Consider the following 20,334-nt stretch of genomic DNA (forward strand, 5'->3'; position numbering starts at 1 on the left):
ACCATGTTGAACGGCATCGTTGTGCTTGATTTTTCCCAGTACTTGCCGGGTCCGTTTGCGAGCTGGCGCCTCGCCCAGCTCGGAGCCGAAGTGATCAAAATCGAGCCCCCCTCCGGCGACCGTCTGCGCCCGTTCGCCGGGGGGCGGCTGTTTGCCGCCTATAACGCCGGCAAAAAAAGCGTCGCCTTGGACTTAAAGACGGACGAGGGGCGCGAGCAAGCGCGGCGGCTCGCCGCCCGCGCCGATGTGGTGATCGAGAGCTTCCGCCCCGGAGTGATGGCTAGGCTTGGGCTCGGGTATGACGATGTGCGCCGCGACAACGAAGGGATCATTTACTGCTCGATCAGCGGCTTCGGCCAGCGGAGCGGCCGCTCCTTGCTCGGCAGCCATGATTTGAACTATATGGCGCTCTCCGGTGTATTGGCGCAGCTCGCCGATGAACGCGGCCGTCCGGTTCATCCGAAAGTGACGCTGGCTGATTTTATCGGCGGCATGGCGGCGGCGGAGCGCGTTTTGGCGGCGCTGTTCGCCCGCGAGCGGACCGGCCAAGGCGCCTATTTGGACGTCTCGCTGGTTGACGGCTTGGCAGCGATGATGGCGGGCCATTTTGCCATGGAACACGGCGGCGGGCCGAAACATGGCCTTGCCGAACTTGCCGGGGAGGTGGTGTGCTACCAACTGTATGAGACGAAAGACGGCCGTTATATGAGTGTAGCGGCGCTTGAACCGCACTTTTGGCGCCAGTTTTGCGAAGCGGTCGGCCATCCGGAATGGATCGGGGCGCAGTGGGCGCCGGCGCGGCCGGGAGAGGCGGTGTATGACGGACTTGTCGCTTTGTTTCGCGAAAAAACGCTTTCTGAATGGAGCGCCTTCGCGGAAAGGGTCGACGCTTGCCTTGCTCCGGTGCTTGAAGCGGATGAAGCGAAGCGGCTGTTTGCCGACGGCCAAGTTCGCCGCCTTGTCGCGATGCAGCCGGATGGCGTGTGGACGGCTGCGCATGGGCCGGATGGCCGGTGGGACGTCGAAGCGCCGCCTGAAGTCAATGAACATGCTGATTTGTTGAAGGGGAGGAATAACCGATGATGAAAACACCGTTAAACATTTCGATGATGCTCGAGCGGGCGGAGATGTTTTTTCCCAAAAAACAAGTCATCTCCCGCATGAAAGGCGGTGTCGTCCGCCATACATACAAAGAGATTGGGGAGCGGACGCGCCGGCTGGCCAGCATGTTGAAGCAGCTCGGGGTGGGAGTCGGCGACCGCGTCGGCACGTTCGCCTGGAATCATCACCGCCATTTGGAAGCGTATTTTGCCATTCCCGGCATCGGGGCGGTGCTGCATACGATCAACATCCGTCTCTCACCGCAGCATATCGCTTACATCATCAACCATGCCGATGACCGCGTTCTGCTGATCGATGATGATTTGCTGCCGGCCATTGAAGCGGTGAAAGACGAGATCCCGAACGTGCGCGCTTTCATCATTATGACCGACGCCGACGAGCTGCCGGAAACGGCGCTGGCGCCGGTGTACCATTACGAGAAACTGCTTGCCGAGGGCGATCCGGCATTCCCGTTTTTGAAAGACCTCGATGAATACCAACCGGCCGGAATGTGCTATACATCGGCGACAACAGGCCGTCCAAAGGGGGTTGTATACACGCACCGGAGCACCGTCTTGCACGCGATGGCGCTAGGCCTAGCTGATACGCAAGGGCTGTGCGAGCGCGATGTCGCCATGCCAGTTGTGCCAATGTTTCACGTCAACGCGTGGGGGCTGCCGTTTGCCGCCACGTGGTTCGGTTCGACGATCGTCATGCCGGGGCCGGCGTTTACGCCGAAAGTGCTTGCCGAGCTGATTGAAGCCGAGCGGGTGACGATCACGGCCGGCGTGCCGACGATTTGGCTCGGGCTGCTGCAAGAATTGGAGAAAGGCCGCTATGATGTCAGCAGCCTGACGCGCGTCATTTGCGGCGGTTCGGCCGCGCCGAAAGGAGTCATCCGCGCCTTTGAAGAAAAATACGGCATTCCGTTTATTCACGCGTACGGCATGACGGAAACGAGCCCGCTTGTGCTCGTCTCGCGCCCGAAAAGCTATCAAGACGGGCTGTCGTACGAGGAGAAACTCGACATACGCGCCAAACAAGGGCTGCTTGCGCCAGGGCTTGAAATGAAAGTAATCGGCCAAAACGGGCCGGTTCGCTGGGACGGGAAGGAAATGGGCGAGCTTTGCTTGCGCGGGCCGTGGATCGCCGCCGAGTACTACAACGATGAGCGAACGAAGGAGACGTTCCGCGACGGCTGGCTCCATACCGGTGATGTCGTCACCGTGGACGAAGAAGGGTTTGTGAAAATCGTCGACCGGACGAAGGATGTCATTAAAAGCGGCGGCGAATGGATTTCATCGGTTGATTTGGAAAATGCGCTTATGGCCCATGAGGCGGTGTTCGAAGCGGCGGTCGTCGCCGTGCCGCATCCGAAATGGCAGGAGCGTCCGATTGCCTGCGTCGTGCTGAAAGAAGGCAAAAGCGTGACAAAAGAAGAGCTGTACGACTTTTTGCGCCCGCAATTTGCGAAATGGTGGCTGCCGGACGACATTGTGTTTCTCGATGAAATTCCGAAAACAAGCGTCGGCAAGTTTTTGAAGCGGAAGCTGCGCGATGAGATGGCGGCGCGCTATGCCGATGCGGCGGCGGAGTAAAGGAGGCGAACACCGTGGCCGAAACGATTGCGGTCATCGGCGCTGGAGTGATGGGAAGCGGTATCGCGCAAACGGCGGCGATGGCGGGAAAAACGGTGCATTTATATGACGTGTCCGAAACGGCTTTGCAAAACGGGCTCGCCTCGGTCGAAAAAAGCTTGCGCCGCTTTGTGAAAGCGGGGCAGTTGTCTGAACAAGAAGCGGAGGCGGCGCTCGGCCGCATCCGCCCGACGACCGATTTGGCGGAAGCGGCGCGTGACGCGGACGTTGTTATCGAAGCCGTGCCGGAAAACTTGGCGTTGAAAAAAGAGGTGTTTCGAAAGCTTGACGAACGGACAAAGCCAGACGCCATTTTGGCGACCAACACATCGGAGCTGAGCGTGACAGCGCTTGCCGCCGCGACCCACCGGCCGGAGAAAGTCATCGGCATGCATTGGTTCAATCCGGCGCCGGTGATGAAGTTGATCGAAATTGTGAAAGGGGAGGCGACCTCCGACGACACCGTCGACGCCATTCGCCGCCTGTCCGCCGAGCTTGGCAAAGAAACGGTCGTCGTCAAAGACCGGCAAGGGTTTGTGACAACGCGGGCGATCGCCGCCCATATGATTGAATGCATCCGCATGTACGAAGAAGGAGTCGCCTCGGCCGAGGATATTGATAAAGCGGTGCGGCTTGGCCTCAATTATCCGATGGGTCCGCTCGAGCTCGCTGACATGGTCGGGCTTGATACGCTCCTGTTTGTGAGTGAAAACATGACGGAAGCGTACGGCGACCGGTTCCGGGCGCCGCAGCTTTTGCGCAAGCTCGTTGAAGCCGGGCATTTAGGGCGGAAAACAGGGAAAGGGTTCTATACGTATACAACATGAACAGGCGCTCTCATGGAGAGGGTGGACAGAAATGGGCCCATTTGGCGGCGCTGCGGTGCGCCTTTTGATACAACGGTGTGGCCGCGCCGTCAAGGCGTGGCGTTGACAACAACAAGGAGGCGAAGATGATGCGCGAAGCGGTGATCGTGGAAGCAGTCAGAACGCCGGTCGGTAAACGGAACGGCGTCTTCCGCGACGTTCATCCGGTCCATCTGGCCGCGGTGGTGTTGGATGAAGTTGTGCGCCGGGCGGGCATAGACAAAGGGGCGGTGGAAGACATCGTCATGGGCTGTGTGACGCCGATCGCCGAGCAAGGATACAACATCGGGCGGCTCGCGGCGTTGGAGGCTGGATTCCCAATCGAAGTGCCGGCCGTGCAAATCAATCGGATGTGCGGCTCCGGACAGCAGGCGATCCATTTTGCCGCTCAAGAAATCCGCTCCGGCGATATGGATGTCACCATTGCCGCTGGGGTCGAAAGCATGACGAAAGTCCCGATTTTAAGCGACGGTAATGAGCGGACGATTCCGCCGTCGCTTCATGAAAAGTACGAGTTCATCCACCAAGGCGTTTCAGCCGAGCGGATCGCCAAAAAATACGGCCTGACGCGCGCGGAGCTGGATGCCTACGCCTACGAAAGCCATTGGCGCGCCTTGGCCGCCATGCGCGCAGGGAAGTTTCGCGCCGAAATCGTCCCGGTCAAAGGGCTTGACCGCGATGGCCGCGAAATCCTTGTCACCGATGATGAAGGGCCGCGGGCCGATACATCGCTGGAAGCGCTCGCCGCGCTCAAGCCGGTGTTTCAAGAAGACGGCGTCATCACCGCCGGCAATGCGAGCCAAATGAGCGACGGGGCGGCCGCTGTGTTGCTCATGGAGCGGGAGGCGGCGCGCCGGCTCGGACTGAAGCCGAAAGCGCGCATCGTCGCGCAAACGGTCGTCGGCTCGGACCCGACGTATATGCTGGATGGCGTCATTCCGGCGACAAGACAAGTGCTGAAAAAAGCCGGACTTACGATCGAGGATATCGATCTCATTGAAATCAACGAAGCGTTCGCCCCGGTCGTGCTCGCCTGGCAAAAAGAAATCGGCGCCCCGCTTGCGAAAGTGAATGTCAACGGCGGCGCCATCGCGCTTGGCCATCCGCTCGGCGCGACGGGCGTCAAACTGATGACGTCGCTCGTTCATGAGCTGGAGCGGCGGGAAGGCCGCTATGGGCTATTGACGATTTGCATCGGGCACGGCATGGCGACAGCGACGATCATCGAGCGAATGTAAGGCGCGACAAAACACATGAAGTTCGCACCATCAGCAGCGGGGGCGGCCGCCAAGCCGCCAAGCCCGCTATTTTTTTGCTGAAAACCAAGCGGGACGGAAGCCTCGCGGGTGTGATAAGATGAAGAAAAGCGGACGAAAGGGGGAGCGCTGGGCAAGATGAAACAGCCTGTTCTCGCTTCTTTGTATTTATCGCTCGCCGCCGGCATTTGGGGCGGGATGTATGTCGTAAGCAAGTACGTGTTGGACTACATCCCGCCGCTGACGCTCGTCTGGCTGCGCTACGCCGTCGCCTTGATCGCGCTTGCCGCGATCGCGGCAGTGAAACGCGAGCGCCCGCCAAAGCACGGACGCGATTGGATGATGGTGATCGCGATTGGCCTCATCGGCTATGTCATTTCCATTTCGCTGCAATTTGTCGGCACGAAATGGTCGAACGCCCATACGGCTTCGCTCATTACGGCTTCGACACCGGCGTTTGTCGTTTTATTTGCCCGTTGGCTGCTTGGGGAAGCGCTCACATGGCGGAAGCTTGTGGCGTTGTTGTTGGCGGCGGCGGGAGTGGTCGTCATCGTCGGCCTCGGGGGCAGCGGGGAGTCGACGTTAGCCGGAAATATGGCGTTAGTCGGCGCGGCGGTCACTTGGGCGCTGTTGTCGGTGCTGGTGAAAATGGCGTCGGCGCGCATGTCCGTTCTTTCCATTACCACCTTCGCCATCTTGGCGGCGTTTGTCGGCATGACGCCGATGTTGATGGTGGAGCGTCCGGGGCTGATGGCCGTTCAATGGAACGCGTCGGTTGCGATGGGCGTGTTGTACCTTGGCATCGTGTCAACGGCGGGCGCGTTTTTCTTGTGGAACAAAGGAATGGAGATGATCGACGCCGGCATCGGCTCGCTCTTTTTCTTTTTTCAGCCGCTCGTCGGTTCGCTCTTTGGCTGGTTGTTTTTGCATGAGCGGCTTGACGCGTCCTTTTGGGTGGGCGGAACGCTCATCGTCGCGGGAGTGGCGGTGGCGGTGCGGAGCGGGCAAAGCGCGTAAGGAAAGCGAAGCGCCCGCGCGGGGGCGTCCCCTGCTTGCCATTTCTTCTTTGGCCATGGTTTGATGCCCAATCACTCGAATCTACGCTGGAAGCTATTACCCGCCCGCTTTTTCCCCCACCGCCCGCCGCGGCAGCTTCCAGCCGTACGTGTATGACAAAATGCGAAGAGCAGCGACGGCAATAAACAGCACATACAGCTCCACGGGCGACTCCGCCCATTTCAGTCCGACGGCAACGCCGGCGAGAATCGCCCAGGCGGCGTAAATTTCCGCATGCAGCACAAGCGGCTTCCTTCCGGCAAGCACATCCCGGATGATGCCGCCGCCGCTGCCGGTCAACACCGCCGCGACGATGACCGCGCTTAACGGATGACCCATGTTGACGGCATACAGCGCCCCTTGGATGGCGAACGCCGATAACCCAAGGGCGTCAAAAAAGTTGCCCCATCGCTTCCACGGCGGGAGCATCTGCTTGGGAAACAAATAGACGATCGTCATCGAGACTAAGGCGACAAGAAAGAGCGAACCTTGTTCCCATAACGCCGATACGGGAACCCCAATCAGCAAATTTCGCACGGCCCCGCCGCCAAACGCCGTGACGATCCCTAAAATATAGACGCCAAGCAAATCATACTCCTCTTCCATCGCGACGATCGCTCCGCTGATGGCAAAGGCGATCGTGCCGATGATGCTCAATATTTCCCACGTCATTCGTGCTGTTCCTTTCCGTGTCGTGTCCTTGTATCATTGTAGGGGCAAAAGCGGTGGAAAATCAATTGTTTTTTTGGAACGAACTAGCAGACCGGCGGTGTGATTTGGTATCATCAACGTAGATAACCCTGTTTGCCGCAAAGGAAAGGAAGGATGTCATGAACCGCGAACAAGCGATCCTTGTCGGCTGCCAGCTTGCCGGTGTTGATGATGAACGGTTTCGCTATTCAATGGAGGAGCTCGCTTCGCTCGTTGCGACGGCGAACGGCGAGGTTGTGGCAGAGTTGACGCAAAAACGTGAAGCGCCGCACCCGGCGACGTATATCGGCAAAGGGAAAGCGGAAGAGCTCGCCGCCATCGTTAAGCAGCTGGAACCGGACGTCGTCATTTTCAACAGTGAGCTTTCTCCAAGTCAAGCGCGCAATTTGACGAACATGCTTGGCGAGGTGAAAGTGATTGACCGGACGCAGCTCATTTTAAACATTTTTGCAAGGCGCGCCCGATCGAAAGAAGGAAAGCTGCAAGTTGAGCTCGCCCAGCTCGAGTATCTGTTGCCGCGCCTTAGCGGCCAAGGAGAGGCGCTATCCCGCTTGGGCGGCGGCATCGGCACGCGCGGCCCGGGGGAGACGAAGCTGGAAACCGACCGACGCCACATTCGCCGCCGCATCGACGACATTAAAGCTGAACTGCGGCGCATCGCCGAGCATCGCGGGCGGTACCGCGAGCGCCGGCAAAAAAACCAAGCGTTTCAAGTGGCGCTCGTCGGCTATACGAACGCCGGCAAATCAACGATTTTCAATCGGCTGACCGCTGCCGATTCGTTGGAAGAAAACTTGTTGTTCGCCACGCTCGATCCGTTGACGCGCAAATGCGTCTTGCCATGCGGCTACACGGTGCTTGTCACCGATACGGTCGGGTTCATTCAAGACTTGCCGACGACGCTTGTCGCCGCGTTCCGCTCGACGCTCGAGGAAGTGACGGAAGCGGATCTGTTGCTTCACGTCGTCGATTCGTCGCATCCTGATTACGCCGAACATGAGCGAACGGTGTTGCGGCTCATTGCGGAGTTAGGGGCTTCCTCCATTCCGATGGTCACGGTGTACAATAAAAGTGACCGACAGACGCCAGAATTCATTCCGACGACGACCGAGGCGCTCGTCATGAGCGCGCTTTCTGCCGCTGATATCGACCGGCTTCGCGGTTTTATTGAGAAAGCAGTGAAACAACAAATGGTGCCTTACGACGTGTCGATTCCAAGCGGCGAAGGAAAATGGCTCGCTCGGTTAAAATCGGACACCATTTTGCATGAATGGCATTATAATGAACAGGGGGGCACGTACGATTGCCAAGGGTACGTGCTGCCGACGCACCCCTTGTATGGGGATCTGCAATCATTCCAACGATAGAAAGGGTTCATCGATGTTTTGGACACAGTGGAGACACGGAGAAACCATCGCTCTTCTCATCGAGGAAATTGAAGCACAAATCGCGCCGATTCACCGCCGCATCGACGAATTGATTGAAGCAAACCAATACCGGGTGCTTGAAAGCTTCCGTCGTCATCAAGTGAGCGACGGCCATTTCATTCCGACGACCGGTTATGGGTATGGCGATACGGGCCGCGATACACTCGACCGCATTTACGCTGATGTCTTTGGAGCGGAAGCCGGTCTTGTGCGGCCGCAAATCACTTCCGGCACGCACGCGATTGCCATCGCCTTGTTCGGCATTTTGCGCCCGGGTGATGAATTGCTTTACATCACCGGCGCTCCGTACGATACGCTTGAGGAAATCGTCGGCGTCCGCGGCCGCGGCGTCGGCTCGCTGAAGGAGTTCGGCATTCGTTATCGCAGCGTGCCGCTCACAGCGGATGGAATGGTCGATTGGCCGGCCGTTCGCGAAGCGATCCATGAACGGACGAAAATGATCGGCATTCAACGTTCACGCGGCTATGCGGACCGGCCGTCTTTTACCGTCGAAGAAATCGGCCGCATGATTGCATTCGTCAAGTCGATTAAACCGGATGTTGTCGTGTTTGTCGACAATTGCTACGGGGAGTTTGTGGAAGAAAAAGAGCCGTGTCATGTGGGCGCTGATTTGATGGCTGGATCGCTCATTAAAAACCCCGGCGGGGGGCTGGCGAAAACGGGCGGCTACATTGTCGGCAAGCGGGAATATGTCGAAGCGTGCGCCTATCGGATGACATCACCGGGCATCGGTGCCGAAGTCGGACCGTCGCTGTACAGTTTGCTTGAGATGTACCAAGGGTTTTTCCTTGCCCCGCACGTCGTCGGGCAAGCGCTCAAGGGAGCGGTTTTTACGGCGGCGATGCTCGAGCGGATCGGACTCAAAACCTCGCCATCGTGGAAGGCAAAGCGAACGGATTTGGTTCAGTCCGTCCGTTTTGACGATCCGGAACAAATGGTGGCATTTTGCCAAGCGATTCAGGCTTCCTCCCCGGTCAACGCTCATTTCACCCCGTATCCGAGTGAGATGCCGGGCTATGAAGACAAAGTAATCATGGCCGCCGGCACGTTCGTGCAAGGGGCAAGCATTGAGTTGACGGCCGATGGGCCGTTGCGTCCCCCCTATGTCGCGTATGTGCAAGGCGGATTGACGTATTCGCATGTGAAAATCGCCGTCTGTTCCGCCATTCAGCGTTTGCTTGAACAACAGTTGATTTGTTTGTGAGGAAACGTCACGTTTCATTGACTCATTTCCTAACATTATGGTAAAATAAAGGTATCAAAAGCGAGGAGGAATTGGCATGAGCAGCCAAATTCGTCGTTCCATGCCATTGTTTCCAATTGGGATTGTGATGCAGCTGACCGACTTGTCGGCTCGGCAAATCCGCTATTATGAAGAGCACGGCCTTGTTTCGCCAGCGCGCACCGAAGGCAACCGGCGGCTGTTTTCGCTCAATGATATTGACCGCTTGCTGGAAATTAAAGATTTGATCGACCAAGGCGTCAACTTGGCAGGCATTAAGCAAATTTTTGCCGCACGGGAGGAAGGGCGCCACGGGCAAGCGGAGAAAGTCGAAAAAGCAGGAAAACCGAAGCTGTCGGATGAAGAACTGCGCGAAATTTTGCGGAATGAATTGTTGCAGGCCGGGCGGTTTCAGCGCGCATCGCTTCGCCAAGGAGATCTCGCTCGCTTCTTTCATTAATGACGGAAAATGATTTCCGAGCCGGGGAGGAGTTTCAACATGGCAAAATATACGCGTGACGACATTCTACACATCGTCAAAGAGGAAAATGTCAAGTACATCCGCCTGCAATTCACCGATATTTTGGGCACGATCAAAAACGTCGAAATTCCCATCAGTCAGTTGGAGAAAGCGCTTAACAACAAAATTATGTTTGACGGATCGTCGATCGAAGGATTTGTCCGCATTGAAGAGTCGGATATGTATTTGTATCCGGACTTGGATACGTTCGTCATTTTCCCGTGGACCGCAGAAAAAGGAAAAGTCGCCCGCTTTATCTGCGACATTTACAACCCGGATGGCACGCCGTTTGAAGGCTGTCCGCGCTATAACTTGAAGCGGATGCTAAAAGAGATGGAGTCGCTCGGCTTCAACGCCTTTAACTTAGGGGCTGAGCCAGAATTCTTCCTCTTTAAGCTGGACGAAAAAGGACACCCGACGATGGAGCTGAACGATCGCGGCGGCTATTTCGATTTGGCGCCGACGGATCTTGGGGAAAATTGCCGACGCGACATTGTGCTTGAGCTTGAGGAAATGGGGTTTGAAATCGAAGCGTCCCATCATGAAGTCGCCCCGGGCCAGCATGAGATTGATTTTAAATACGCCCATGCCATTAAAGCATGCGACGACATTCAAACGTTTAAGCTCGTCGTCAAAACGATCGCCCGCAAACACGGATTGCATGCGACCTTTATGCCGAAGCCGATTTTTGGGATTAACGGTTCAGGGATGCACTGCAACTTGTCGCTGTTCCGCAACGGTGAAAACGCCTTTTTCGACCCGAACGGCGATTTGCAGTTGAGCGATACGGCGCGTCAGTTTATCGCTGGTGTGCTGAAGCATGCGCCGAACTTTACGGCGGTGACGAACCCGACCGTCAACTCGTACAAGCGGCTTGTTCCAGGCTATGAAGCGCCGTGCTACGTCGCTTGGTCGGCGCGCAACCGCAGCCCGCTCATCCGCATTCCCGCTTCGCGCGGCATGAGCACGCGCATCGAGGTGCGCAGTGTCGACCCGTCGGCCAACCCATACTTGGCTATGGCGGTGCTTTTAGCCGCTGGGCTTGACGGCATTCGCAACAAACTCACTCCTCCGGCGCCAGTGGATCGAAACATTTACGTCATGACGAAAGAAGAACGGCTCGAAGAAGGCATCGTCGATTTGCCGGCAACGCTGCATGAAGCGCTGGAAAACTTGAAGTCCGATGAAGTGATGATTCACGCGCTCGGCAAACATTTATTCGAGCATTTCATCGAAGCGAAGGAAATCGAGTGGGATATGTACCGGACAACGGTCCATCAATGGGAATTGGATCAATATTTGGAGCTTTACTGATGCATAAAAAAGCTGCCCTGTTTTTCGGGCAGCTTTTGTTATGGCGGCAGCGCTGGCCGGACTCTTAGTCGATCAGGCGATAGACGCCGATCACTTTGCCGAGAATCGTGCAGTCGCGGACGAGGATCGGTTCAAGATGCGCGTTTTCCGGCTGCAGGCGGATGTGGTCTTTTTCCTTGAAAAACCGCTTCACCGTCGCTTCGTTGTCTTCCGTCATGGCGACAACGATGTCGCCGTTGTTGGCCGATGACTGTTGGCGGACGATGACGTAGTCGCCGTCGAGAATGCCGGCTTCGATCATGCTGTCGCCCATCACTTCAAGCATAAACAGCTGTTCTTCGCCTGAGGCGAGCCGTTTTGGCAACGGAAAGTAGCCTTCGATATTTTCCACTGCGGTAATCGGTTGGCCGGCCGTCACTTTGCCGATGATCGGCACAGAGATCGTTTCCTCTTTTTCTTTTTCCTTGGCCATGTCAGGGTCCAAAATTTCAATGGCGCGCGGCTTTGTCGGATCGCGGCGGATGTATCCTTTGCTCTCTAGGCGCGCGAGATGCCCATGGACGGTTGAGCTTGACGCAAGCCCGACCGCTTCCCCAATTTCCCGCACCGACGGCGGATACCCCTTCGTTCTCACTTCCTGTTTAATAAACTCTAAAATTTGCTGCTGTCGTTTTGACAGTTTCGTCATCGTTTCACACCTCTTGCTACATCATTTGCCTCCATTATATCATGCGGAAGATGAAAAAACAAACATGAGTTCGAGTTTTTTATTGACACAAACAAACGTTCCTAGATATAATGAAGGAAAGCGAACAAACATTCTAGGAAAAGGTGGGGGAAATGGGAAAAACATTGTTGCACCACTTTCTATTCTCTTTTTTGTTTGCGCTCGTGTTGGCAGGGTTCGTCTACGCCAGCAGCCCGGTCGATCAAAAAGAATACGTGACGATCACGGTCGCTCCTGGCGATACGCTTTGGGGGTTGGCGAAGCAGTATGAAGAGGAGCACGGGCTGTCGCCGAATGAGTTTATCCGCTGGGTGATGGAGATGAATCACCTGTCGAGTTCGCGCCTCACGGCAGGTGAACAAATCGTGATCCCCGTGTTAAAATCAAAGCAGGGCGGCTCATTGGCCGTCAACCGGTGACAGAAAGAAGGGGAGGCCATGAGAGCGGTCATTTATTGCCGCGTCAGCACAGACAAAACAGAGCAGGAAACGTCGCTGGCTAGGCAACGCGATGAGCTGGAGCATCTGGCGGCTGAGTGTGGATTTGAAGTCGTCAAGGTAATCGCTGAGCAGGCGAGCGGTTATGAAGCTGATCGCGATGGCGTATTGGAGCTTCTCGAATTGTGCGAAGAGGGAAGCGTCGATGTGTTGCTTATTCAAGATGAAACGCGGCTTGGGCGCGGCCATGCGCGCATGGCGGTGCTGCACTGTTTGAAAAAGCAAGGGGTGAAAATATACAGCGCCAACCACCGAGGGGAAATGCCGCTGTCGGAAGCCGATGAGATGGTGTTGTCCATCATCGCTATTGTTGAGGAGTACCAGCGGAAAATACATAATGCGAAAATTAAGCGCGGCATGAGGCGGGCCGTCGAGCGCGGCTATCGTCCGGAGCGGAACTTGAGGCGCCAGGGTGAAAACGCCGGGCGCGATCGAATCGATCTGCCGGTCGAGGAGATCGTCCGCTTGCGCGAACGCGGCTTGACATTTGCTGATATCGCCGCGACGCTGCGGAGCTTTGGCTATGAGGCGTCCAAGGCGACTGTTCATCGCCGTTACCAAGAATATATGGACGAGCAACAACGGCAGCGTTGATCGTGTGACGCACCTAATCTTAAAAGCGGCGAACAGATGAAGAAAACTGAGACATCGTTGCCATCCTCCCGTTTCATCCGATAAGATGAAGTCGAGTGAGAATATGACAGATAGGAGAAGATGCCTGATGATCGCGAAACATAAACTTGCCCGCATCAACGAACTGGCGAGAAAGGCAAAAACGGCTGGCTTGTCAGCCGAAGAGACGCTTGAGCAGGCGAAATTGCGCCGCGAGTATATTCAGGCGTTCCGCAAAGCGATGACCGATATGCTGCATGCGGTGACCGTCATCGACCCAAACGGCAATGACGTAACGCCCCAAAAATTGAAGGAAAGCCGGCAGCGGCGTTTCCATTAAGGAATCATTGCCTCGTTCGCGTTGGAAGAAAAAGAAACGTTGTACAAGCAAGTCAATTTTCTATATGATAGTAAATGACACCATGTTGATGAAAGGGAGGAAGACGATGGCGCATTCAATCGAGGAGTTGGCGATTACGACGATTCGAACGCTGTCGATTGACGCGATCGAAAAAGCGAAATCCGGGCACCCAGGCATGCCGATGGGTGCAGCGCCGATGGCGTATACGCTTTGGACGAAATTTATGAACCACAATCCAGCAAATCCAAGTTGGTTCAACCGCGATCGGTTCATCTTATCCGCGGGCCATGGATCGATGCTGCTTTACAGCTTGCTCCATTTAAGCGGGTACGACGTATCCATGGACGACCTCAAGCAGTTCCGCCAGTGGGGAAGCAAAACGCCAGGCCATCCGGAATACGGTCATACGCCGGGGGTGGAAGCGACGACCGGCCCGCTCGGCCAAGGGATTGCGATGGCGGTCGGCATGGCCATGGCGGAACGACATTTGGCGGCTACATACAACCGAGACGGCTTTGAGATCATCAATCATTATACGTACGCCATTTGCGGCGACGGCGATTTGATGGAAGGCGTGGCAAGCGAAGCTGCGTCACTCGCCGGCCATTTAAAGTTGGGCCGTCTGATTGTCCTGTATGACTCGAACGACATCTCGCTAGACGGGGAGCTCAATCTGTCGTTCTCGGAAAACGTCGCCCAGCGTTTTGAAGCGTACGGATGGCAATATTTGCGCGTTGAGGACGGCAATAACATTGAAGAAATCGCAAAAGCGTTGGAAGAAGCACGGGCTGATCTCAGCCGGCCGACGCTCATTGAAGTGAAAACGACGATCGGCTACGGTGCGCCAAATAAAGCGGGCACGTCCGGCGTTCATGGCGCTCCGCTCGGCGCGGAAGAGGCGAAGTTGACGAAGGAAGCGTACCGCTGGACGTTCGCCGAAGATTTTTATGTACCGGAAGAAGTATATGTCCATTTCCGGGAAACGGTGCAAGAGCCGGGGGCAAAAAAAGAAGCGGAATGGAACGAACAGTTCGCCGCCTATGAACAGGCCTATCCGGAACTGGCCGCCCAATTGAAGCGAGCGATCGAAGGCAGACTTCCGGACGGATGGGAAGCTTCATTGCCGGTATACGAAGCGGGCAAAAGCCTAGCCACTCGCTCGTCTTCGGGCGAAGTCATCAACGCCATCGCCAAAGCGGTGCCGCAACTGTTCGGCGGTTCGGCGGACTTGGCAAGCTCGAACAAAACGCTCATCAAAGGCGGCGGCAACTTCCTGCCGGACAGCTATGAAGGTCGCAACATTTGGTTTGGCGTGCGCGAGTTTGCCATGGGGGCGGCGCTGAACGGCATGGCGCTCCATGGTGGATTGAAGGTGTTCGGGGGCACGTTCTTCGTGTTTTCCGACTATTTGCGCCCGGCCATTCGACTCGCGGCGCTCATGGGGCTGCCGGTCACGTATGTGTTGACGCACGACAGCATCGCCGTCGGCGAAGACGGACCGACGCACGAGCCGGTCGAACATCTTGCTTCGCTTCGAGCCATGCCGAACTTGTCGGTCATCCGACCGGCCGATGCGAATGAAACCGCGGCGGCATGGCGGCTGGCGCTCGAATCGACGGACAAACCGACCGCCCTTGTCTTGACGCGTCAAGATGTGCCGACATTGGCGACAACAGCCGAGTTGGCGTATGAAGGCGTGAAAAAAGGTGCGTACGTCGTTTCACCGGCGAAAAACGGCGCTCCGGAGGCGCTGTTGTTGGCGACCGGCTCGGAAGTTGGTTTAGCCGTCAAAGCGCAAGAAGCTCTCGCCGCTGAGGGCATCCATGTCTCCGTCATCAGCATGCCATCGTGGGATCGCTTCGAAGCGCAGCCAAAATCGTACCGCGATGAAGTGCTTCCGCCGACGGTGACGAAACGGCTCGCTATTGAAATGGGGGCGTCGCTCGGTTGGGAGCGCTACGTCGGCGCCGAGGGCGACATTTTGGCCATCGATCGGTTCGGCGCTTCGGCTCCGGGAGAGAAAATCATGGCCGAGTATGGCTTCACCGTTGACAACGTCGTCCGCCGCACGAAAGCGTTGCTCGGCAAGTAATCGGGAAAGCTGCCCTTGCGTTGTTGCAGGGGCAGCTTGTTTTTATGCAGCATGGCCGCGCTGCGCCTTGTTCAAGTAGTTTCGGGGTTGGATCGAAGGGAACGGCTTGTTGATGACCCGTTGCCTGTTTACGGCGGCATGTCCACCGCAAACAAAAATCGACAAAGTTAGTGAAAAAACTTGCCGTTAATAGACATATTTTTTCCCTTTCCTTTTCTATAATAGAAAATAGATGAACAGAAATGGGGGATGGGGCATGGTCCGCTATTGGATTTATTTGTTGAATGACGATGTGGCGCTGCATTACCGCCATCGGCCAGAAAAAATTGTCGAACTGCTTCGTGAGCATCAATACGCGAAAGCACCGCTGAAGGCGATTTGCCGCAAGCAAGTTGAATTTATCACCGAACGGCTGTCATTTTCGCGTCTGGAACTCGGCTTAAAGCAATATTTTGTCGGCCGCGTCGGCAAAAATTTGGAGCGCAATATGTTTGTTTTGCAAAACGACGCCGGCGAGGAAGCGTTGCTTGTCGTGCAAAAGCGCCGCTTGCTTCTTGTCGCCGACAGCGCGCCGCTTGCCGCGGACATCGGACGGGCGCTGGCGCAGTTGTCGCCGACGTTTTTGGCAGTCGACGCTGATTTTGTCGATTACTGTTGGCTGTCCGCGCCTGCGCAAGGGAGAAAATTTGCGTAATGAAAAGATTTTTGTCGCGAAATATTGTCTAATGGCGCATCGTTTAGTACACTGTTAGGGAGACAACAAGAAGGAGGAAAATCGCTGCTATGTGGGATACGATTCTCGTTGGCGTGCTGGCGCTCATCGCCGGGGTGGCGATCGGGTTTTTCATCGCCCGTAGAACGATGATCAATTATTTGAAGAAAAACCCGCCAATCAATGAACAAATGATTCGCATGATGATGATGCAAATGGGCATGACGCCTTCGCAGAAGAAAATCAACCAGATGATGAAAATGATGAACAATCAACTGAAATAAGCGAAACGGACACTCGATCGAGAGTGTCTTTTTATTTTGTAAAAATGTTCTTTCAAAATTTTTCTAGTTTTGTTACAATAATATGGCGATTGTTTGCTAGTGAAACAAAGGGGGGCGGGATGGCATGCGTGTGTTTCGCGATTTGTTTTGGTTTTTCCGTCAAGAAAAGAAGGCGTATATGACCGGCATTTTCGTGCTTGTCATCGTCGCATTTTTGGAGACGGTCCCGCCGAAAGTGATCGGCTTGTTGGTCGATCATATGAAAAACGGCACGATGACAAAAGAAGTGCTCATCCGCTGGATCGCTGTCCTCGCCGCTGTTGCGGCGGCGCTTTACGGCCTCCGGTATGCTTGGCGCATTTGCATTTTCGGAGCGGCCGTCAAGCTCGCCCGCCAGCTGCGCAATGAGCTGTATGAACATTTTACGAAGATGTCGCCGTCGTTTTATCAGCGGAAGCGGATCGGCGATCTGATGGCTCACGCGACCAATGACTTGCAAGCGATCCAGCAAACGGCTGGCAGCGGCATTTTGACGCTTGTTGATTCGCTGACGCTCGGCGGATTTGTGCTGGCGACCATGGCGGTTTCGATCAGCTGGAAGCTGACCTTCATCAGTCTATTGCCGCTGCCGGTGATGGCGGTGGCGACGAGCCGCTACGGAACGATCCTTCATCGGCGGTTTGTCACGGCGCAAGAGGCGTTCTCGTCACTCAACGATAAAGTGCAGGAAAGCATCAGCGGCGTTCGGGTGATCAAAGCGTTTGGTTATGAAAAACAAGATGTGGAGGCGTTTCGCCGTCAATCGGAAGATGTGGTGGCTAAAAATATCGCTGTCGCCAAAATTGATGCGCTCTTTGACCCGACGATCGGCTTCCTTGTCGGGCTGTCGTTTTTCCTCGCGGTCGCGTTTGGAAGCGAAATGGTGTTGACCGGCGAGCTGACGATTGGGGAACTCGTCTCGTTTACCACCTATCTCGGCTTGCTCATTTGGCCGATGTTGGCGTTCGGCTGGCTGTTTAACATCGTTGAGCGCGGGCGCGCCTCGTATGATCGGGTGCGGGCGCTGTTGGCCGAGCAGGATGAAATTCAGGAAGCTCCCCATGCCATTGACGTTCCCCCGCGCGGCGACATCGAGTACGACATCAAGCGGTTCGCCTATCCTGGGGAGATGAGGACGGCGCTTTCGGACATTCGTTTTCGGCTCAAGAGCGGGGCGACGCTTGGCGTTGTCGGCAAAACCGGGGCAGGGAAAACGACGCTGCTTCGTCTGTTGCTGCGCGAGTTTGACGGCTATGACGGAGAAATTCGCTTCGGCGGCCGCGACATTCGCAGTTACACGCTGTCTGCGCTCCGCTCGGCGATCGGTTATGTGCCGCAAGACCATTTTTTGTTTTCTGCTTCCGTGCGCGACAATATCGCCTTCGCCCAACCGGAGGCCGAGGAGAAGAAAATCGTGCGCGCGGCGCAGCTCGCCCACATTCATGAGGACATTCTTCAATTTCCAGACGGCTATGCGACCGTTGTCGGCGAGCGCGGCGTTTCTTTGTCGGGCGGGCAAAAACAGCGGCTGTCGATCGCGCGGGCGCTTTTGGCGGATCCGGAAGTGCTCATTTTGGATGATGCGTTGTCGGCGGTTGACGCGAAAACGGAAGCGCGTATTTTAGCCGCCTTAAAACAAGAGCGGCGCGGCAAAACGACGATCATCGCCGCTCATCGTTTAAGCGCGGTCGAGCATGCCGATTGGATCGTGGTGCTGGATGGCGGACGAATCGTGCAGGCCGGAACCCACGAGAAGCTCATGGCTGAAGACGGCTGGTATCGCGACATGCATCAGCGCCAACAACTCGAAGCGTTCGTGGAAGGATCACAGATCGGAGGGATGACATGAACGGACAGACGTTGACGGCCAAAGAACAGCGGCGAGTCCTTTGGCGATTGCTTTCTTACATGGGGAGATACAAAAAGGAAGCCGCGCTTGCGTTTTTCCTTCTTCTTTTGTCCACGGCCGGCGAGCTTGCCGGACCGTACTTGGTGAAGGTGTTCATCGATGATTATCTCATGCCGGGCCGCCTGGCTTTTGAGCCGGTGGCGGCGTTGGCTGCCGCTTATCTCGGCGTGCTCGCCGCGAAAACAGCGATCACGTACTTTCAGCTTGTTGAATTTCAGCGGCTCGCTTTATATATTATTCAAGCGTTGCGGATGGACGTGTTTTCCAAGGTGCATCGCCTTGGGATGAGCTATTTCGACCGAACGCCAGGCGGCAGCATCGTCTCGCGGGTGACGAATGACACGGAAGCCATCAAAGACATGTTTATTAGCGTTTTAGCGGTGTTTGTGCAAAACGGTCTGTTTGTCATTGGCGTGTTTATCGCCATGTTTGTGCTCAACGTCCGGCTCGCGTTGTTTTGCCTGTTCATTCTGCCGGCCATCGCGCTCATTATGCGCACGTATCGCCGTTACAGCTCGGTATTTTATCAGGACATGCGCGAGCGGCTGAGCGAATTGAATGCAAAATTGAATGAGTCGCTGCAAGGGATGGCCATCATTCAAGCGTTTCGTCAACAGCAGCGCCTCTACCGGGAGTTCGCGGCTGTGAATGAGGCGCACTACCGGGCGGGGATGCGAAACATCCGCCTTGACGGGCTGCTGCTTCGGCCGGCGATCGATGTGATCTATATGGCTTCGATTATGGTTGTGCTTGGCTTTTTTGGCATTTCGGCGCTCGAAAGCCCGGTTGAGATCGGCGTGCTCTACGCTTTTGTCAACTATTTGGAGCGCTTTTTTGAGCCGGTGACGCAAATGATGATGCGCCTGTCGCTGTATCAACAGGCGATCGTTTCCGCCTCGCGCGTCTTTGCCCTTCTTGACCGTGAAGAGGAGGCGCCGTTTCATCCGGAACAAGCTCCGTATACGATCGAGCGCGGTGAAATTGAGTTTCGCGATGTCAGTTTTTCCTACGATGGCAAACGAGATGTCGTAAAGCGCGTGTCATTTGTGATTCACCCCGGACAGACGGTCGCGTTTGTCGGCCATACGGGCAGCGGCAAAAGCTCGATCATCAACCTGCTCATGCGCTTTTACGAGTTTGACCGCGGCGATATTTTGCTTGACGGCCGGTCGATCCGCGATTATTCGCGCGCTGAGCTCCGCCGTCGGCTAGGCCTTGTCTTGCAAGATCCGTTTTTGTTTTACGGAACGGTGCGCGACAATATTCGCATGTATAACGAAACCATCGATGAGGAGCGGGTGAGGGCGGCCGCTCGATTGGTGCAGGCCGAGCCGTTCATTGAGCAGCTGCCAGGGGGCTACGACCATGTGCTCGCTGAGCGCGGGGCGACGTTATCGAGCGGTCAGCGCCAGCTTCTTTCCTTTGCTCGCACGATCGCCGCCGATCCGAAAATTTTGGTGCTCGATGAAGCGACCGCCCATATTGACACGGAAACAGAGGAAGCGATTCAAGAAGCGCTCGCGCGAATGCGAAAAGGGCGGACGACGCTGGTGATCGCCCACCGTTTGTCCACCATTCAAGATGCGGATCAAATCTTCGTCCTAAAGCGTGGCGAAATCGTCGAGCGCGGCACGCACCAGCAACTCTTGGCGCAAAGGGGGATTTATTATCAAATGTATTTGCTGCAAAACGGCCTCGTCGACGTCCATGCGTAAATGGCGGCGTTTTGCCGCCCCTGCTTGGAACAATAAAGAAGAAAGCGCCATGTCCCGCCTAGCGGGAGGCGCTTTGCTTTCGCTGCTTGGTTTGTTCTCGTTGATAGGCATTGAGCAACGTGTCAAGCTCTTTGCTGATTTTCATGGCCGCCGCCGAGTTTAACCCCGTTTTGGCCACCGTGTCGACAAGCTCCATCCGCTTTTGTTCAATCAAGGTCAACAAATTGCATTTCGGCACGAATCGACCGTCCTTTG

20 protein-coding genes are annotated in these 20,334 nt (G+C 55.9%); 17 read left to right on the forward strand and 3 right to left on the reverse strand.

Annotation, left to right across the window (positions count from 1 at the left end; genetic code table 11):
- Positions 1-3: 3 nt before the first annotated feature.
- The 5 genes from ETC05_RS02060 to ETC05_RS02080 all read left to right on the forward strand — a co-directional run bounded on the left by ETC05_RS02060 (position 4) and on the right by ETC05_RS02080 (position 5,877).
- Positions 4-1,083, forward strand: a complete 1,080-nt coding sequence (locus tag ETC05_RS02060) for a CaiB/BaiF CoA transferase family protein (RefSeq protein ID WP_171660255.1) — start codon at positions 4-6, stop codon at positions 1,081-1,083.
- Positions 1,080-2,699: a long-chain fatty acid--CoA ligase gene (locus ETC05_RS02065; protein ID WP_171660256.1), complete on the forward strand. Its 1,620-nt coding sequence runs from the start codon at positions 1,080-1,082 to the stop codon at positions 2,697-2,699. Before ETC05_RS02060 ends, ETC05_RS02065 begins: the two co-directional genes overlap by 4 nt.
- Positions 2,700-2,713: 14 nt before the next feature.
- Positions 2,714-3,565 carry a 3-hydroxyacyl-CoA dehydrogenase family protein gene (locus tag ETC05_RS02070; RefSeq protein ID WP_171660257.1) on the forward strand — a complete coding sequence of 284 codons (852 nt, stop codon included), beginning with the start codon at positions 2,714-2,716 and terminating at the stop codon, positions 3,563-3,565.
- 125 nt (positions 3,566-3,690) lie between these two features.
- Complete coding sequence (locus ETC05_RS02075) at positions 3,691-4,842, forward strand: thiolase family protein (RefSeq protein WP_171660258.1); 1,152 nt, start codon at positions 3,691-3,693, stop codon at positions 4,840-4,842.
- 156 nt (positions 4,843-4,998) lie between these two features.
- On the forward strand, positions 4,999-5,877 hold the full coding sequence (locus ETC05_RS02080) for a DMT family transporter (protein ID WP_171660259.1): 879 nt from the start codon (positions 4,999-5,001) through the stop codon (positions 5,875-5,877).
- A 96-nt stretch (positions 5,878-5,973) separates the two neighbouring features.
- On the opposite strand, the gene ETC05_RS02085 is transcribed toward ETC05_RS02080, so the two are convergent.
- The gene (locus ETC05_RS02085) at positions 5,974-6,588 is read right to left on the reverse strand and encodes a trimeric intracellular cation channel family protein (RefSeq protein WP_031410253.1); all 615 of its coding nucleotides are present in this window, start codon (positions 6,586-6,588) and stop codon (positions 5,974-5,976) included.
- 158 nt (positions 6,589-6,746) lie between these two features.
- Between ETC05_RS02085 and hflX the strand changes: the two genes are divergently transcribed.
- The 4 genes from hflX to glnA all read left to right on the forward strand — a co-directional run bounded on the left by hflX (position 6,747) and on the right by glnA (position 11,131).
- A complete protein-coding gene (gene hflX, locus ETC05_RS02090) occupies positions 6,747-7,994 on the forward strand; it encodes a GTPase HflX (RefSeq protein WP_171660260.1) in 1,248 nt (415 codons plus the stop codon).
- Between the two features lie 13 nt (positions 7,995-8,007).
- Positions 8,008-9,279 (forward strand): methionine gamma-lyase family protein, encoded by a 1,272-nt coding sequence (locus ETC05_RS02095; RefSeq protein WP_031410249.1) that lies wholly within the window; start codon positions 8,008-8,010, stop codon positions 9,277-9,279.
- A gap of 76 nt (positions 9,280-9,355) precedes the next feature.
- Positions 9,356-9,757, forward strand: a complete 402-nt coding sequence (locus tag ETC05_RS02100; RefSeq protein ID WP_171660261.1) for a MerR family transcriptional regulator — start codon at positions 9,356-9,358, stop codon at positions 9,755-9,757.
- Positions 9,758-9,796: 39 nt separating this feature from the next.
- A complete protein-coding gene (gene glnA, locus ETC05_RS02105) occupies positions 9,797-11,131 on the forward strand; it encodes a type I glutamate--ammonia ligase (protein WP_031410245.1) in 1,335 nt (444 codons plus the stop codon).
- 64 nt (positions 11,132-11,195) lie between these two features.
- Here glnA and lexA read toward each other — a convergent pair whose 3' ends face one another.
- Positions 11,196-11,819, reverse strand: coding sequence for a transcriptional repressor LexA (gene lexA / locus ETC05_RS02110; protein WP_031410243.1), 624 nt, complete (start codon positions 11,817-11,819; stop codon positions 11,196-11,198).
- 152 nt (positions 11,820-11,971) lie between these two features.
- Here lexA and yneA point away from each other — a divergent pair, with 152 nt between their 5' ends.
- From yneA to ETC05_RS02150, 8 genes are all read left to right on the forward strand, one after another.
- Positions 11,972-12,277: a cell division suppressor protein YneA gene (yneA, locus tag ETC05_RS02115; protein ID WP_031410241.1), complete on the forward strand. Its 306-nt coding sequence runs from the start codon at positions 11,972-11,974 to the stop codon at positions 12,275-12,277.
- An 18-nt stretch (positions 12,278-12,295) separates the two neighbouring features.
- The gene (locus ETC05_RS02120; protein WP_031410238.1) at positions 12,296-12,949 is read left to right on the forward strand and encodes a YneB family resolvase-like protein; all 654 of its coding nucleotides are present in this window, start codon (positions 12,296-12,298) and stop codon (positions 12,947-12,949) included.
- Between the two features lie 127 nt (positions 12,950-13,076).
- Positions 13,077-13,307, forward strand: coding sequence for a DUF896 domain-containing protein (locus ETC05_RS02125; protein WP_031410236.1), 231 nt, complete (start codon positions 13,077-13,079; stop codon positions 13,305-13,307).
- Positions 13,308-13,413: 106 nt separating this feature from the next.
- The gene (gene tkt, locus ETC05_RS02130) at positions 13,414-15,420 is read left to right on the forward strand and encodes a transketolase (RefSeq protein ID WP_031410234.1); all 2,007 of its coding nucleotides are present in this window, start codon (positions 13,414-13,416) and stop codon (positions 15,418-15,420) included.
- 256 nt (positions 15,421-15,676) lie between these two features.
- A complete protein-coding gene (gene sirA, locus ETC05_RS02135) occupies positions 15,677-16,114 on the forward strand; it encodes a sporulation inhibitor of replication protein SirA (protein WP_031410232.1) in 438 nt (145 codons plus the stop codon).
- 89 nt (positions 16,115-16,203) lie between these two features.
- Positions 16,204-16,416: a YneF family protein gene (locus ETC05_RS02140; protein WP_031410230.1), complete on the forward strand. Its 213-nt coding sequence runs from the start codon at positions 16,204-16,206 to the stop codon at positions 16,414-16,416.
- Positions 16,417-16,540: 124 nt separating this feature from the next.
- The gene (locus ETC05_RS02145; protein WP_171660262.1) at positions 16,541-18,304 is read left to right on the forward strand and encodes an ABC transporter transmembrane domain-containing protein; all 1,764 of its coding nucleotides are present in this window, start codon (positions 16,541-16,543) and stop codon (positions 18,302-18,304) included.
- Complete coding sequence (locus ETC05_RS02150; RefSeq protein WP_031410226.1) at positions 18,301-20,079, forward strand: ABC transporter ATP-binding protein; 1,779 nt, start codon at positions 18,301-18,303, stop codon at positions 20,077-20,079. Before ETC05_RS02145 ends, ETC05_RS02150 begins: the two co-directional genes overlap by 4 nt.
- Before the next feature lie 58 nt (positions 20,080-20,137).
- Here the strand turns inward: ETC05_RS02150 and ETC05_RS02155 are convergent, their stop codons facing one another.
- Positions 20,138-20,317 (reverse strand): aspartyl-phosphate phosphatase Spo0E family protein, encoded by a 180-nt coding sequence (locus ETC05_RS02155; RefSeq protein ID WP_031410224.1) that lies wholly within the window; start codon positions 20,315-20,317, stop codon positions 20,138-20,140.
- Positions 20,318-20,334 lie beyond the last annotated feature (17 nt).

The organism is Geobacillus sp. BMUD, assembly GCF_013096845.1.
In the GTDB taxonomy this organism is placed as follows: Bacteria; Bacillota; Bacilli; order Bacillales; family Anoxybacillaceae; genus Geobacillus; species Geobacillus vulcani.

Bases quoted from the DNA above. Each gene is read 5' to 3' on its own strand.
- lexA (WP_031410243.1), bottom strand. From the start codon at position 11,819: ATGACGAAACTGTCAAAACGACAGCAGCAAATTTTAGAGTTTATTAAA.
- yneA (WP_031410241.1), top strand. From the start codon at position 11,972: ATGGGAAAAACATTGTTGCACCACTTTCTATTCTCTTTTTTGTTTGCG.
- ETC05_RS02085 (WP_031410253.1), bottom strand. From the start codon at position 6,588: ATGACGTGGGAAATATTGAGCATCATCGGCACGATCGCCTTTGCCATC.
- ETC05_RS02095 (WP_031410249.1), top strand. From the start codon at position 8,008: ATGTTTTGGACACAGTGGAGACACGGAGAAACCATCGCTCTTCTCATC.
- ETC05_RS02125 (WP_031410236.1), top strand. From the start codon at position 13,077: ATGATCGCGAAACATAAACTTGCCCGCATCAACGAACTGGCGAGAAAG.
- ETC05_RS02075 (WP_171660258.1), top strand. From the start codon at position 3,691: ATGATGCGCGAAGCGGTGATCGTGGAAGCAGTCAGAACGCCGGTCGGT.
- sirA (WP_031410232.1), top strand. From the start codon at position 15,677: ATGGTCCGCTATTGGATTTATTTGTTGAATGACGATGTGGCGCTGCAT.
- tkt (WP_031410234.1), top strand. From the start codon at position 13,414: ATGGCGCATTCAATCGAGGAGTTGGCGATTACGACGATTCGAACGCTG.
- ETC05_RS02080 (WP_171660259.1), top strand. From the start codon at position 4,999: ATGAAACAGCCTGTTCTCGCTTCTTTGTATTTATCGCTCGCCGCCGGC.
- ETC05_RS02145 (WP_171660262.1), top strand. From the start codon at position 16,541: ATGCGTGTGTTTCGCGATTTGTTTTGGTTTTTCCGTCAAGAAAAGAAG.
- glnA (WP_031410245.1), top strand. From the start codon at position 9,797: ATGGCAAAATATACGCGTGACGACATTCTACACATCGTCAAAGAGGAA.
- ETC05_RS02100 (WP_171660261.1), top strand. From the start codon at position 9,356: ATGAGCAGCCAAATTCGTCGTTCCATGCCATTGTTTCCAATTGGGATT.
- hflX (WP_171660260.1), top strand. From the start codon at position 6,747: ATGAACCGCGAACAAGCGATCCTTGTCGGCTGCCAGCTTGCCGGTGTT.
- ETC05_RS02150 (WP_031410226.1), top strand. From the start codon at position 18,301: ATGAACGGACAGACGTTGACGGCCAAAGAACAGCGGCGAGTCCTTTGG.
- ETC05_RS02060 (WP_171660255.1), top strand. From the start codon at position 4: ATGTTGAACGGCATCGTTGTGCTTGATTTTTCCCAGTACTTGCCGGGT.
- ETC05_RS02065 (WP_171660256.1), top strand. From the start codon at position 1,080: ATGATGAAAACACCGTTAAACATTTCGATGATGCTCGAGCGGGCGGAG.
- ETC05_RS02140 (WP_031410230.1), top strand. From the start codon at position 16,204: ATGTGGGATACGATTCTCGTTGGCGTGCTGGCGCTCATCGCCGGGGTG.
- ETC05_RS02120 (WP_031410238.1), top strand. From the start codon at position 12,296: ATGAGAGCGGTCATTTATTGCCGCGTCAGCACAGACAAAACAGAGCAG.